This is a genomic window from Faecalicatena contorta, from assembly GCF_022835095.1.
GTDB lineage: Bacteria > Bacillota > Clostridia > Lachnospirales > Lachnospiraceae > Faecalicatena > Faecalicatena contorta.
Genome location: NZ_BQNQ01000001.1, coordinates 3,437,731 through 3,453,199 on the forward strand (window position 1 = coordinate 3,437,731; position 15,469 = coordinate 3,453,199).

Annotated in this window: 11 protein-coding genes; all 11 read right to left on the reverse strand. The window is 46.7% G+C overall.

Annotation, left to right across the window (positions count from 1 at the left end):
• Window positions 1-16: 16 nt before the first annotated feature.
• The 11 genes from MWG26_RS15525 to argS all read right to left on the reverse strand — a co-directional run bounded on the left by MWG26_RS15525 (window position 17) and on the right by argS (window position 15,389).
• On the reverse strand, window positions 17-349 hold the full coding sequence (locus MWG26_RS15525; RefSeq protein ID WP_025656787.1) for a hypothetical protein: 333 nt from the start codon (window positions 347-349) through the stop codon (window positions 17-19).
• Between the two features lie 75 nt (window positions 350-424).
• Complete coding sequence (locus MWG26_RS15530; RefSeq protein ID WP_025656786.1) at window positions 425-898, reverse strand: hypothetical protein; 474 nt, start codon at window positions 896-898, stop codon at window positions 425-427.
• Window positions 899-923: 25 nt separating this feature from the next.
• The gene (locus MWG26_RS15535; RefSeq protein WP_167702492.1) at window positions 924-1,079 is read right to left on the reverse strand and encodes a hypothetical protein; all 156 of its coding nucleotides are present in this window, start codon (window positions 1,077-1,079) and stop codon (window positions 924-926) included.
• Window positions 1,080-1,251: 172 nt separating this feature from the next.
• Window positions 1,252-2,754, reverse strand: a complete 1,503-nt coding sequence (locus MWG26_RS15540; protein WP_025656785.1) for a hypothetical protein — start codon at window positions 2,752-2,754, stop codon at window positions 1,252-1,254.
• Window positions 2,751-3,824 carry an ATPase, T2SS/T4P/T4SS family gene (locus MWG26_RS15545; protein WP_025656784.1) on the reverse strand — a complete coding sequence of 358 codons (1,074 nt, stop codon included), beginning with the start codon at window positions 3,822-3,824 and terminating at the stop codon, window positions 2,751-2,753. Before MWG26_RS15545 ends, MWG26_RS15540 begins: the two co-directional genes overlap by 4 nt.
• A gap of 22 nt (window positions 3,825-3,846) precedes the next feature.
• Entirely contained in the window at window positions 3,847-4,014 is a 168-nt protein-coding gene (locus tag MWG26_RS15550) for a hypothetical protein (protein WP_167702491.1), read from the reverse strand.
• A gap of 1,135 nt (window positions 4,015-5,149) precedes the next feature.
• Entirely contained in the window at window positions 5,150-6,649 is a 1,500-nt protein-coding gene (locus MWG26_RS15555; protein ID WP_117440693.1) for a glutamate synthase subunit beta, read from the reverse strand.
• Between the two features lie 12 nt (window positions 6,650-6,661).
• Complete coding sequence (gltB, locus tag MWG26_RS15560; protein ID WP_025656783.1) at window positions 6,662-11,197, reverse strand: glutamate synthase large subunit; 4,536 nt, start codon at window positions 11,195-11,197, stop codon at window positions 6,662-6,664.
• Window positions 11,198-11,514: 317 nt separating this feature from the next.
• The gene (locus MWG26_RS15565) at window positions 11,515-12,447 is read right to left on the reverse strand and encodes a CPBP family intramembrane glutamic endopeptidase (protein ID WP_025656782.1); all 933 of its coding nucleotides are present in this window, start codon (window positions 12,445-12,447) and stop codon (window positions 11,515-11,517) included.
• Window positions 12,444-13,613, reverse strand: coding sequence for a serine-tRNA(Ala) deacylase AlaX (locus MWG26_RS15570; RefSeq protein WP_025656781.1), 1,170 nt, complete (start codon window positions 13,611-13,613; stop codon window positions 12,444-12,446). The genes MWG26_RS15565 and MWG26_RS15570 overlap by 4 nt, the downstream gene beginning before the upstream one ends.
• Window positions 13,614-13,622: 9 nt before the next feature.
• Window positions 13,623-15,389, reverse strand: a complete 1,767-nt coding sequence (argS, locus tag MWG26_RS15575) for an arginine--tRNA ligase (protein ID WP_025656780.1) — start codon at window positions 15,387-15,389, stop codon at window positions 13,623-13,625.
• Between the last annotated feature and the right edge of the window lie 80 nt (window positions 15,390-15,469).

Genomic DNA, 15,469 nt, shown 5'->3' on the forward strand with positions numbered 1-15,469 from the left:
TGACTTTTCCCCGCTTTTATCTTGCATATCCTACTATTTGATGCTCTAAAAACAAGTTCAGCACAGGAAGAGTATAGTCATATGTCAGCGTCACTTTTGCAAATTTCCCGCGGTCTACGCTTGTCATCGGTTCAACGAATAAATCCGTATATCCGTTTTCCAGTGCTTTTTGCCTGCAGCTCCGTATTACAGGGGCTGTAAAGTCCCCTGCTTCGACCTCTGCCACTACCGCAGAATGGTAATTCTGCGCACTCTGGGTGTTCAGGGATGCCATGATATAGGCTGCGCTAAGCACGGCCATGAATGCGATCATAATCATCCCCATCATTGTCTCTACCGCTCCTTTCATCTTCTGCCCTCTTTTCTTTTGGGACTTCTTTACCGTCCCTTTTATTTCTGTCCATATACCTAACACAAGATCACTTTAGTCAACCAGGACAGAATATTTCTTTTCTTTTGCCCTCATACTTCCCTGAAAGGATTCTTCTGCACGATATGTGATCTGATATTCCCCGCTTATAAAAGGGACAAACATGCGGGGATCTGTCTCCCCGGTGATATCCTGCTGCCCGGGAGCTGTTAATTTGACAATCGTAACAGGCACCGCCTCCCCTTCCTGATTGACCGCCTTGATCTCAAACAGTCCGCTATCCAGCAGATTATATTTCCTGCCTTTTTGCAGCTTTCTTACCGAGACAGAGAGCTCCGGGGCTTTGCGCGAAAATACGGTCTGTGCCATGGCAAATGAGTCCTCGTTTCCTACAGCTGCCTCTGGCCTTGCCTTAGAAATCATTCCAAGAAAGCCATGATTCCCCCTTCCGAACAGGAACAGAACCAGCATTCCCAAAACAACCGCCAGGATAATCACTTTTCCATATTCTCCGATTACAGCCTTCACCCGCAGACACCTCCTTCAAATACCTTCACCCCCGCATCGGCCCAAGTCCTTCCAGAAATCCGGCAAACAGATAAGAAATCTGTCCATCCGCTCCAAGCAAATCTGCCATTGTTCCCAGTAGTATCAGGCTCAAAATACAAGCGGTAATGATACCGCCATACTCTTCCAGAAATTCTTTCATAGTTCATCACTCCCATATCCATAAGGAATACCCCATAGCTTCTATCCCCCAGTCTCACAGATCATTCTCAAAATATCCCACAATCCGGACATCACTGCGTAACCCATAACTGAGATTGCAATGATACCGCCATACTCTTCCAGAAATTCTTTCATCTCTCAATCCCCTCCTCTCAGCCGGCATGATTCACCGCTGATAAAATGTAAACTACAACCAGCGCAAGATCGGCCAGCATCTTTAATACACCGGTTATCATTGGCAGCAGGATCAGAAAACTGATCCCTGCAATATAATCCTCTGTCCTGAGACGCTCCGCTTTATCTGTCATTACAGCTCCTCTTTCAGCCAGAGGGCCTATCTGACCGCCGATATCTGAGGCGCCGAATTCTGCCATCGAATACAAAACCTTCATTGCTGAAGTCACATCGGGAAGCGGCACCTGCTTCATAAACGAAAGATAAGGGCGTACTGAATCCGGCTTTTCTTCAATCCCCGCGAGAAGAGTATTCAGTTCTTCTCTTAGTATTGCCGGGGCATGAGGAATCGATTTTGATAAGGAAACATGTACATTATCGGTCTGCAGATGGAGTGACATACTCATCAGCCATTCTGGAAATGACTTCTCCACCTCTCTTGACACATGTTTCAATGAAACTCTGTATCTGCGTTCCGGCTGGCCTGCCAAAAGCGCTGCCAGAATCACAGACAGCACTGCAGCCGGCAGGCCAACGTACAATGCCATAAGAACACTCACCGGAATCAGCAGGATGGCAATACACCATGCCTTGCGCCTTTCCTTTTTCCTATTGCTATGCATTACATACTCATATTGCCGTTTTACCGTTTCTTCTCCCTGGCCCTCTTCTCCACGGATCAGGCTTTTTGACAGCTTCATCTGCGCAAGATACCAGATCAGCATATTCAGCAGCACCGTCACCGTTGTCACGGTCTGGGAGACGACATTTTCTGTAATGCCAAACTCCTTGGGAAGCATGAGTACGGTCATGCCGCAGATCAGAAAGGATAGCCCTATGCCAATGGTAATTTTAACCTTCACATTTTTCTTTTCCCTCTGCAGTTCATACACTCTGTCCATCCAGAGTTTCCTGTCATTCAGCAGGATATCTGCAGCGGCAGTAAAATCCCCGCCCACAGCCTCCGCCTCGATCAGAAAATCATGAACTTTATACATCCTTCTGCATCCGTATTCTTTTTCAATCATTGCAAATGCTTCCCGGTAAAGATTTTCTCCCGTGCTTTCATTTTGTATATAGCGTATAGCGCTATGTACTGCATCGTACATGCGGCTCTCCCCCTCCTCAAACAAAACGAGTGTATCCTCCAGCGCCGTCAGTATCTTGGACCTTCTTTTAAAAGAATACAGCATCTGTTCAATATAGGAGGTAACATCCTCAAAAAGCCGGGCTTCATATAAGTTGCGGTATGTCATGGCAAATATCCCCGGTACAAAACAGGCAGATGCCGCGGCAATGATTATAATACTGGGCAGCTTCAGCCTAAAAGCAAACGCTAATACCGCCACACATCCATACAGCCCCAAAAAGTATCCCGCATATCTGCGGGCCGAAAACTGATACCCGAATCTGTGCACCGTTCTCTTTAAATACCCAGGATTCAGATAACAGATTTCCTCTCCTATCTCTTTCTTCTTCATCCTCTCCTCCGCATATTTACCGGCATACTTTCCATATCGGAAAATGGAGCCGTAATATCTTCCAGCTTAAACTTTTTCATTACGTTTTCCGGAATTTCTCTGGATATAAACTTCCCGTCTTCCGCAATCAGGCATTTTACATTCTGCTCGCCTATACGGTCAAAAAGACATATCTGATCGATAAACCTGACAACTTTTTGTCTTTCTGTCACCTTTTTTCTAAGAAGCACACCTACATTCAAAAAACTGTAGATATCATTCTCTAACCTTGTTGCAGCATAGGCATCCTGCATCATATTCTGGATTCTGTCCGGGATCTTCCTCGTGTCGTCCGTATGCAGAGTCGTCAGTCCATGAAGTCCTGTAGAAAAACACTCCAGCAGATATTTCACCTCCACCGAACGTGCCTCTGAAAGCAGAACCCACTGGGGATTCTGCCTCAGGGCAGTCTTGATTGCTTTCGTGTACGGGAAAAATTCCTCATCCACCTTTAGTTCCACGCAATTAGAACCCGGATTAATCTCCTTGTAATGTATCTCCAGGTTGTCCTCTATGGTCATCACCTTTTCTTCTTTTGGAATATATTGCGTCAGAAACTTTAAGAGCTCCGTTTTACCTGCCCCCGGACGTCCGCAGAAGACCATGTTCATACGAGCCCGGATGCAGTTAATAAGAAAGATCAAAAGCTCTCCCGAACAGTACTGCTCCTTTAACATGTTTTCAACAGTCATCCGCATCACCGCAGGTGTCTTTCTAATAGATATTGCGTAGCCTGTATTCGTAGCACTGGAGTGGATAATCGAAATGCGAAGGATATCTGTCTCCGCCTCAAGAACATTATTATACTTATTAATCTGGCTGCTAACCACATTAGACACTCTGATGCTGAACTGGCTCACAAATTCCGCCGGCAGCTGTACCTCAACTTTATAAATCCCGCGCTTTAAATGCTCTACCCACACATCCGCCCCATTAAAATTAATGTCCGTGATATCCGGGTCTATTACATAGGGAAGCAACGGTCCAAAACTTTCTTCTTTTAAATTCCAAGCCTCCCTGGAAACCTTCACAGGCAGCTCTCCTTTCCCTCAATCACCCTACGACAGATGCCGTAGTGCCAAGTGCAGTGGTCAGCTTTTCCACCGCAGCGGTAATTCCCAGCTTAATACTATTACCAAGGGGCGTGGCAGCCACAACAATAATCATAATCACAATTGCCGCCACGACAATGACACCATATTCTTCCATAAATGTTTTCATACACAATCCTCCTATACTTTCAATCCATGCACAGTAATTTTATAGAGTACGACTCCCTCTATAAATGCGCAGATTGACCTCATGTCAGTGGGGGATACCGATTTCTCTCCGTCCGCCACTGCCGCTCATCTTGTTTTATGTGATCCCTCTCTCCACCTGCTAAGGTTGGAGACTTCTCACTCAGTTAGTTAAACATGTTACTGCAGACTATTCATGCAAATTCAGACAATCAATAAACATCACCACACTTTCATTTAAATTCCGCAGTTTCTGCACTAAAACCCGCACAAAAACCACAGTACTATGCTCAAAACCGTCCCTGACGGCCCAAAGCCACTATCAGCCCAAAAAGGAATAAAGCCGGGAGAATTCCCGAAAAAAATTACTGCGACAGAACAAAAAAATGCCCTGAAAGAATAAACATAACAAACAAAATTCAACTACACCCTGGAATAAAATCACGAAAAAAGAACTTATCCGAATCAGTGCCCAACACACTGAAAAGAAAATAACCGATTAAATCAATAATTTATAGAACTAAATTATATAACATATAATATCATATGTTATATAACATGTCAATACCAAAACAAATAAAAATAAAATAATATTTTAAAACTTTCTATCTCTTAAGCGCCCAAATCTCCACGCTAAATAAAGATAACCCTGCAAAAAATACATAGCATACTATTTAATCTTGCCAAAAATATCAGACCCATAGCACAGCCCCAAACCCTAAATTTTAAAAAAGGAAAAACAAAAGATTCTCAGATTCCCTGACCAAAAAGAAAAACTCCAGATACCAACCAAGATACGATCTACATCTAGATTACCCTCCCCACCCTCAAATGTCAAGACCAAATCACCACAAAAGCTAAAATTGTAAAAAACAAAAAATTAAAAATAAAAGTAAGTTACTTATTTTATGAAGTACTAGTTCTCAATCCATAGAGTAAGCGTTAGAAGCTGTCAACAAAAAACAGGAAAATGGAGGGCAGAATTTGCTTCGAAAGCAAATTCTGCCCTCCATTTTCTCCTGTTATTTTCCTCTACAGCTTCTTCGCGAACGGACAGGATAGAAAACCAGCATGCACAGCCCCGGCTGAAGCAAGCTTCCCCTCGAACTTGGCGCCCTCTACTGCACCGACAGATTCGTATACCCCATCAAGCTCAAATCCACCTCCCGTGCTACTTCGCGTCCCTCACGGATAGCCCATACAACCAGCGACTGCCCTCTGTGTATATCTCCCGTTGCAAATACATTTTTTACGGCCGTCTCATACCCGTCTGGCGCCGTCTTCACATTGTGCCTTTCATCCACTTCAACACCGAAGGCTTTTGTCACATAGCTTTCACTTCCGATAAATCCCGCCGCAATCAGCACCAGATCCACATCCACGCTATATTCGCTCCCGGGTATTTCCGCCATCATCATTCTGCCGGTTTTTTCATCCAGCTTGGCCTGAAGCTTCACAAGCGAAGCCTTGCACACCGTCCCCTTTTTATCCTTAATAAATTCTTTCACCGTAGTTGTATATACCCTGGGATCTGCTCCGAATAAGGCGGCGGCTTCCTCCTGGCCATAATCCGTCTTGCAGATTTTCGGCCATTCCGGCCACGGGTTATTATCCGCTCTTTGATCCGGCGCCTTTGGCATCATTTCCAGCTGAAGCACGGACTTTGCCCCATGCCTGACAGCGGTTCCAACACAGTCATTTCCCGTATCTCCACCTCCGATTACCAGAACCTTTTTCCCTTTTGCCGAGATATACGCGCCATCCTTCAGTTTCATTTGATTTGCCCAGAGGGCCTTTGTTGTAGATTTCAAAAAATCTACCGCAAAGTATATTCCCTCCGCATCACGCCCCGGTACCTTGATATTCCTCGGTTCCGAAGCACCGCAGGCCAGGATCACTCTATCATATTCTTTTAAAATATCTGCTGCTTTCACTGTTTTTCCTACATTGCAGCCTGTTTTAAACTGAATGCCCTCTTCTTCCATGATTGCAAGCTTCCGGTCAATGATCTGCTTCTCCAGCTTCATATTGGGAATTCCATAACGGAGCAGGCCTCCGATCCGATCCTCCCGCTCAAATACGGTCACCAGATGTCCCCGTCGGTTCAGCTGGTCGGCAGCAGCCAGGCCTGCTGGCCCTGAACCAATGACTGCGACCTTCTTTCCCGTTCTTACCTTGGGAGGGCAGGCACGGGCATATCCCTGTTCATAAGCATTTTCAATGATACTGAATTCATTTGCTTTTGTTGCAACAGGCTTTTCATGGAGCCCGCATGTGCAGGCTTCCTCGCACAATGCCGGGCAGACACGAGCCGTAAATTCCGGAAAATTATTTGTTTTAATAAGACGCGCATAGGCCTCCTCCCAATTTCCGTTATAAATCAAGTCATTCCATTCCGGCACCAGATTATGCAAAGGACATCCGCTTGCCATCCCGTTCAATATTTGACCTGATTGGCAGAAGGGCACCCCGCAGGCCATACACCTGGCCCCCTGCTGCTCCTGCTCTTCTTTAGAGAGAGGCGTATGGAACTCACGGAAATGCCTGATTCTTTCCTTTGGTGTCTCTGCCGTCTTGTCCTGTCTTTCGTAATCCATAAATCCTGTTGGTTTCCCCACTATTAACGCCTCCTATCTTCCCTTTTTGATTTTGTTAAATGCTTCCATCTTTGCCTGTTCACTGCTTAAGCCCTTTTCTTCCATCTGCAGAATTGCCGACATCATGCGCTCATAATCTTCCGGTATGATCTTTTTGAATTTGGGCAGATACTCTTTAAAATGATCCAGTATCTCTTTACCAATCACAGAATTTGTGTATGCAACGTGCTCCTGAATCATATTTTTCAGTTCCTGGACGTCGTACTTATCCGTTAACCTCTCAATGTTTACCATATCTTTATTCACTTTACGGTATAGATCGTTCCTCATATCCAGTACATAGGCTATACCACCACTCATTCCGGCTGCGAAATTTTTCCCTGTCTGTCCCAGAATCACAACACGGCCACCGGTCATATACTCGCATCCGTGGTCGCCTACACCTTCAACTACCGCACGTACTCCGGAATTACGCACGCAGAATCTTTCACCGGCCACGCCGTTAATATAAGCATTTCCGCTCGTTGCTCCATAAAGTGCTACATTGCCGATAATAATATTCTCACTGGCTTCAAACCGGGTTCCTTTAGGCGGGCATACAACCAGCTTTCCTCCTGACAGTCCTTTCCCAAAATAATCATTGCTGTCTCCCGTCAGTTCCAGAGTCAATCCCTTTGGAATAAACGCACCGAAACTCTGCCCGCCGGCGCCTTTGCATTTTACAACAAAACTGTCCTCTGGCAAACCTTCGGGATAACGCTTTGTTATCTCAGAACCAAACATGGTGCCAAACGTACGGTCTGTGTTGGAGACATCTACCTCTATGCTTCTCTTCTGTCCTTTTTCCAGAGCCGGAAGCAGTTGTTTCAAAAGAATTTTCTCATCCAACGTTTTTTTCAGCTCAAAATCATATACCTTCTTTGGATTGAAAATTCTCCCCTTCCGCTCTCCTGAATAGGGATTATAAAGTATGCTGTCCAGATTCAGAACGGATGCCCGTTCTGACGCCGGAATTTCCCTCCTTTTCAAGAGGTCCGTCCGGCCCACCAGCTCATCGACGGTGCGTACTCCCAGCTTCGCCATATATTCCCGCAGTTCTTCTGCGATAAATCTCATAAAATTCACTACATATTCCGGTTTACCTGAAAACCGTTTTCTAAGCTCCGGATTCTGCGTTGCCACCCCCACCGGACAGGTATCCAAATTGCACACCCGCATCATGACACATCCCATGGTCACCAGAGGCGCTGTTGCAAATCCGTACTCTTCTGCACCCAGAAGCGCCGCAATTGCCACATCCCTGCCGCTCATCAATTTCCCGTCGGTCTCAATCCGCACCCGGTCCCGCAGCCCGTTTTGGATCAGTGTCTGGTGTGTCTCCGCCAGGCCCAGTTCCCAGGGCAGGCCTGCGTTCTGAATAGAGCTTCTGGGGGCAGCTCCCGTACCGCCGTCATAACCGGAGATCAGGATCACTTCTGCTCCTGCTTTTGCAACGCCTGCGGCTACGGTTCCAACCCCCGCCTCAGACACCAGCTTAACGGATATCCGGGCTTCTTTGTTCGCATTTTTACAGTCGTAGATCAGCTGCGCCAGATCCTCAATGGAATAAATATCATGATGCGGAGGCGGTGAGATCAGGCTGACTCCTGGTGTGGAGTGACGCGTCTTTGCAATCCAAGGATATACCTTTTCTCCCGGAAGATGCCCTCCTTCCCCTGGCTTGGCGCCCTGGGCCATCTTGATCTGGATCTCCCGTGCACTGACCAGGTAGCGCGATGTCACGCCAAATCTTCCTGAAGCAACCTGTTTGATTGCAGAGCAGCGGTCCGTGTCCAGACGTTCAATATCTTCGCCGCCTTCCCCGCTGTTTGACTTGCCGTGCAGCTGATTCATAGCTGCGGCAAGGGTCTCGTGTGCCTCTTTGGAAATGGATCCGTAGGACATGGCGCCAGTCTTGAACCTCGTCACAATAGACTCTACGCTTTCCACTTGATCCAGAGGAATACCCTTAGCGGGATAGTTGAAATCAAGCTGTCCTCTCAGATTGATCTTTTCTCCTTCCATATCCACCATCTTCGTGTACTGTTTGAACAAGCCGTAATCACCGCGTCTGGATGACTGCTGCAGCATATGGATGGTCTGCGGATTATAGAGATGCTCTTCTCCCCCGCTTTTGGACTTATGTTTTCCAATACTGTTCAGCGTCATATCTACATCCAGTCCGAGCGGGTCAAATGCCTCAGAATGAAACGCCGTATAATCCCCTGCTATCTCTTCGATACCGATCCCGCCGATCCGGCTGACCGTGTCTGTAAAATACCGGCTGATAAACTCTTCCTTCAGACCTAACGCCTCAAATATTTTTGCCCCCTGATAGGATTGAATCGTAGATATCCCCATCTTGGAAGCGATCTTGATTATGCCATGGATCACCGCATAGTTATAATCATCCACGGCGGCATAGTAATCCTTGTGAAGCATGTTCGTATCAATCAGCTGGCGGATGGACTCGTGAGCCAGATATGGATTGATCGCACAGGCGCCGTAACCCAGCAGGGTTGCAAAATGATGTACCTCCCTCGGCTCCCCAGATTCCAGTATCATTGCCACAGATGTCCTCTTCTTTGTGCGTACCAGGTGCTGCTGCAGACCTGATACAGCCAGAAGCGACGGGATAGCCACATGGTATTCATCCACCCCCCGGTCCGACAGGATCAGGATGTTTGCTCCCTCCCTGATTGCCCGGTCAACTTCAATAAAAAGATAATCAATGGCTCTTTCCAGGCTTGTATTCTTATAATATATAATTGGAATTTCAGCCACACAGAAACCATCCACCTTCATATTTTTGATCTTCAGAATATCAGTATTTGTCAGGATTGGATTGTTTACCTGGAGCATTTTGCAGTTTTCCTCCCGCTTCTCCAGAAGATTCCCGTCTTTCCCGATATAGATGGTCGTAGAAGTTACTACCTCCTCCCGGATCGCATCGATTGGAGGATTGGTTACCTGAGCAAACAGTTGTTTAAAGTAACCGAACAATGGCTGGTTTTTATGAGACAGGACGGACAGCGGAGTATCAATCCCCATTGCCGCAATTCCTTCGGCTCCTGTCCTGGCCATATTCAATATAGACGTTTTTACATCCTCGTAGGCGTAGCCGAATGCTTTCTGCAGCTTTGTACATTCTTCTCTTGTATACTTTGGCACATCCTCATTCGGAATCTTCAGGTCTTTCAACTGAATCAGATTGCTGTCCAGCCATTCTCCATATGGATACTCATTTGCATACTTTTCTTTCAGTGCCTCATCGTCAATCACTTCTCCCTTTATGGTATCAACAAGCAGCATTTTTCCGGGATGCAGGCGCTCCTTTAAGATGATCTTTGCTGGATCAATATCCAATACTCCCACTTCGGAAGAAAGGATCAGATTATCATCCTCTGTGATATAATATCTGGAAGGGCGCAGGCCATTGCGGTCGAGAACCGCTCCCATGCAGTCTCCGTCCGAGAATAGAATGGAGGCCGGCCCGTCCCAGGGCTCCATCATGGTTGAATAGTACTGGTAAAAATCCTTTTTATTCTGGGACATGCTGCGGTTATTTGCCCACGGCTCCGGTATTGCAATCATAACTGCCAGCGGAAGCTCCATGCCGCTCATTACCATAAACTCCAGCGCGTTGTCCAGCATCGCGGAATCGGAACCGGAAGTATTGATCGCAGGCAGCACCTTGTGCAGTTCTCCTTTCAGATCATCGGATTCCATTGTCTCTTCTCTTGCCCCCATTTTATCCGCGTTACCGCGTATCGTGTTAATTTCGCCGTTGTGCACCATAAAACGGTTCGGGTGCGCCCGCTCCCAGCTCGGATTCGTATTCGTGCTGAATCGGGAATGCACCATCGCGATTGCGGATTCATAATCCTCATCCTGCAGATCTTCAAAAAACATTCTGAGCTGCCCGACCAGAAACATCCCTTTGTAGACAATTGTTCTGCTGGAAAGTGAAGCCACATATGTATCGTCGCTGCTCTGTTCAAAAATCCGGCGCACCACATAGAGCCGCCTGTCAAAGGGAAGTCCCTGCTCTATTTTCTTCGGCCTCTCGATAAATGCCTGCATAATACACGGCATACAGTCTACCGCCTTTTTACCCAGAATTTCAGGTTTAACAGGTACTTCTCTCCACCCCAAAAACTTCAGACCCTCTTTTGCTGTGATTACCTCAAATATCTTTTTCGCCTGATTTCTTTTGAGTTCGTCCTGGGGAAGAAAGAACATCCCCACCCCATAATCTCTGTTTTTGGGCAAAGAAAAACCGAGGGGTTTACAAACCTTAGAGAAAAATCTGTGTGAAATCTGAAGTAAGATTCCTACACCATCTCCTGTTTGACCCTCGGCGTCCTTGCCTGCTCTATGTTCAAGATTTTCTACAATTTTCAAGGCATTCACCACTGTCTCATGGCTTTTTATGCCCTTAATATTCACAACCGCCCCGATCCCGCAGTTGTCATGTTCAAAACCGGATCGGTACAGCCCGGCCTGCCGGCCCATATTTAGTTCACCCATAATCCCTTTCCTTTCTCCATAATAGTAATGTTGACTTTTTATTTTTCCCTACTATACTACAATTTTTTTTATTTGTAAATAAAAACTTTACTTTAAATTATCTGTTAATTTGTCAATATGAACTATTCCCCCTTTTTTTCAGGCATTTATTCTTATTTTCTTATTTTTACCTCAATTCTTCACATTTTTAAGTCATTTTCCCAATCCATGCCAATTGAAAAGCCGAGTACATACACCTCTTCAATGTCCTGTACCCGGCTTATGTTAGAATTGGTTACTATTCACGGCCACGTGAATAGTAACTCAAATTGTTTTATTTACCGGAACATATCCGGTGTAATCTTATTTTCCGCAGGAGGCGGAGTCACATCCGGTTTTTCGTCAATTCTCTGAATAAGTACGAACATAATGGAACCTGCAAAAGCGCAGACTACTGCCGCGATTCCCATTCTGGAAACTTTTGCGGCAAGCCAGTCGAATCCCCCGATATCAGTGACGATCAAAGAGGTAATGTTAGCAACCACATGCAGCACAGCGGGAGCCTTGAAAGATCCGTATTTCTCATAAACATAAGAAAGCAGAAGTCCCAAAATAAAGCTGTACAAAAACTGCACCACATTCCCATGGATCAGCCCGAACAAAAGAGAAGAACAAACCGCGGCCTTCATAAAGCTGCCGCGCTCCCGGTATCTTTTAAACAGAACTCCACGAAACATCAGTTCCTCGGTCAGTGGTATTACGAGCCCAAGGCAGAGGACCTGAACCGGCACGCTGGCCGAATAGAACACTTCCGAAGTCTCCTGATACTGTTGGCTTGCCATTGCCAGGCTGCTCATGATTGTCAGACAGTTCGCTCCTATACATACTGCCACGCCAAGTCCGATGATTTCGCCGTATTTCCAGATATTTGCCTTCTTATTCTGCGGAATATTCAGCATCTTCTCTCTTTTTCTATCCATTAAAAACAGCGACAATGTCAACGGAATCGTAAATAAGGCCGCGAACCCAAGGATCTCAACCTGATACTTCTGCACGATCTCCATGACCTTGCCCGCATTCTGCCACGCCAGATTCATAATCTCATCCTGCGTCATATTATCAGAAAATGCGCTGTAATCTATAATTTCTCCGAGATGTGGAATGATTGCAAACATTTCCACTATAAATCTTGCCACAAACTGGATGACCCAATACAAAAGAAGAGGACCAAACAGCCGCCAGAACTGCTTTGATTCCGGATTCTTATTCATTCTTTTGTTATCCTCGCTTTCTCCTCTATCCACGCCCTCACTTCTTCTTCTTTCCCTTTTAGAGATCCCTGTACCATCTCCGGCTTACCGCCTCCGCGTCCGCCAAACGCCTCATTCAGTCCTTTCGCAAGGGGACGGATATCCATATTTGTACTGCCGATCACATAGCGGTATGCCCCGTCTTCTGTCTTCAGAAATACTGCGCAGCACTCTGCTCCGCGTGCCAGAACCAGATTCATCAGGATTCTGGGGCCGTCCCCTTCCAGCCCGTCTTCAAACAGGCATACGAAAGTTTCCTCCCCGGATATCCCGCCGGCCCTATACTCCAGCAGCTTTTTCTGTTCTTCCAAAAGCTTTGCCTTCAGGCGGCCGCACTCGTCCTTCAGATGCTCCGCTGCCTGGCTGATTTTATCCTCTTTTGCAGACAAGAGTGCAGAAATATTCTTCACGTGCTGTTCCTTCCCCGCATAGTCAGCCAGGGCGCGGAACCCGCACAGCATCGTAACCCTCACGCCGCCTTTATACCGCTGTACATTTGTCAGTTTAATCAGGCCGATCTCGCCTGTTCTTTTTACATGAGGAGCACAGCAGGCACAGGCATCGTAACCCGGAATCGTCACAATCCTGACCGCCCCCTCTATCTCAATCTTACTTCGGTACTCCAGCGAAGCCAGTTCCTCCTTTGATGGCCAGGACACCTGCACCTCCAGGTTTTTCACGGCTGCTTCATTAGCCTGCCACTCAATCTTCCGCAGCTGCTCTTTTGTAATCTCCCCGTCAAAATCCATGGTGCAGTCTTCACTGCCCAGGTGGAATCCCACATTATTGTATCCAAATCCGGCATGCACAAGTCCTGATACAATATGCTCCCCGGTATGCTGCTGCATCTTCAAAAAGCGCATATCCCAGTCTATTTTTCCCGTCACCTGGAGACCTTCCTCTAAAGGCGCCTCCATGACATGATAGATGATGCCGTCTCTTTCCCGTACATCCGTCACCCTGATATCTTCAAGCCAGCCCGTATCCGCATACTGTCCGCCGCCCTCTGGAAAAAAGGCAGTCCTGTCAAGGACCACCTCGTAATATTCCCCTTTTGGCCGGCACATTTGTACATTTGCGGTAAACACTTTTTTATGACTGTCTTCATAAAATAACTTTTCTGTCATATTCTGTATTTACATCCTTTCCGGCGCTTCAAAGCCGAGCAAATCAATACAAGTCTCCAAAATCTCTTTCACCAGCTTTAGAAGAGCAATATATCCTGCTTTGCGTTCCTCATCCTCTTCTGTGAGAATCTTTGTCTCATGGTAGAATTTATTAAATGCATTGGCCAGGTCGTAAATGTACGCGCAGATCTTGTGCGGTGCGCTCTCCTCGTAGGCCGCGTCAATTACGTCATTGAATTTGACCGCCTCCAGCATCAGCGCCTTCTCAAACTCGCTCTGTGCGTCCCTTACCGCCAGGCCCTCCAGGGCTCCCTTTCCTTCCTGATACTTATTCAGAATGGACTTAATCCGTACAATCGTATACAGAATATAAGGCCCCGTATTCCCTTCAAAGGAGGTAAATCTGTCTACATCAAAAACATAATCCTTGGATGCCTGATTGGACAGATCCCCGTATTTAATTGCCGCAAGTCCCACAATCTTCGCTGTATTCTGCGCTTCCTCCTCACTCACGGTACGATTGTCCATAATTTTGCCATACATCGTTTCATTGATCTCACGGATCAGATTCTCCAGGCGCATGACTCCGCCTTCTCTAGTCTTAAACGGCTTGCCGTCCTTCCCGTTCATCGTACCGAAGCCCAAGAATTTCATTTCCACTTCCGGGCGCACAATTCCAGTTTTCTTTGCACAGCGGAATACCTGTACAAAATGCAGTTCCTGGCGCTTGTCCACAACATAAATCAATTTGTTCGGCTGGTAAAGTGCTTCCCGTTCCACCAGCGTTGCCAAATCTGTCGTATCATATAATGCCGCGCCGTCTGACTTCAGGATCATACACGGAGGCACTTCTTTTTTATCCGCTTCCTCCTGCACATCGACTACAAGCGCTCCCTGGTCGTAATGGGCATAGCCTTCGTCTTTCAGCCGCTGCACCATGTCGGGAATATACTTCTGCGCATCCGCCTCGCCCTTCCAAAGGTCGAATTCCACATTCAGGCTCTCATAATTCTTCTTAAGATCCGCCACAGATACATTCATGATATGGTTCCAGATGGCCCGGTATCCTCGGTGCCCGTTCTGAAGAAGAAATGTGGCCTGCAGCGCCTTATCACGGTATTCCTCGTGTTCTTTGGCATATGCGCTGGCAGTTGGATAGATCTCCTCCAGCTCGCTGATTGTAAAAGGAGCTTCTTTGGGATATTCTCCCTCATACGCTTCGTCAAAATATGCCAGGTCAGGCTTTCTCTTCTCCAGCTCCGTTATAATCAGCCCCATCTGATATCCCCAGTCTCCCAGATGAATATCTCCGATTACCTTGTGTCCTTTAAACCTCGCAGTACGCTTAACACTCTCGCCGATAATCGCAGACCTGAGGTGCCCTACATGAAGCGGCTTTGCCACATTCGGGCCGCCGTAATCTACCATAATTATCTTGGGCTGTACGGCTTTCTCCACGCCAAGTCCCTCCGCAGCCATCATCTCATTCAGATATGCTGCCACGTACGCAGGACTCATCTTCAGATTCATAAACCCGGGCTTGACCGCTTCTGCTGTCTCAAAGCAGGAATACTCTCCGAGCTTCCCCAGAACATCCTCCGCAATTACAAATGGCGGCTTTTTATAGGTCTTTGCAGCCGCCATCGCACCGTTGCACTGGTATTCGCATAAATCCGGCCTGTTGGACAGAGTCACTTTCGCAAAAGACTCATCGTATCCTGCTTCCTGGAAGGCTTTCTGCATCTCTATGGTAATCAGTTCCAATAATGTCTTCAATTTTATTCCACACTCCGTTCTAATTTTCTTCCATTTTGCTATTTTATCACGTATAATCAGGGAGGGCAAGTGTTATGAGG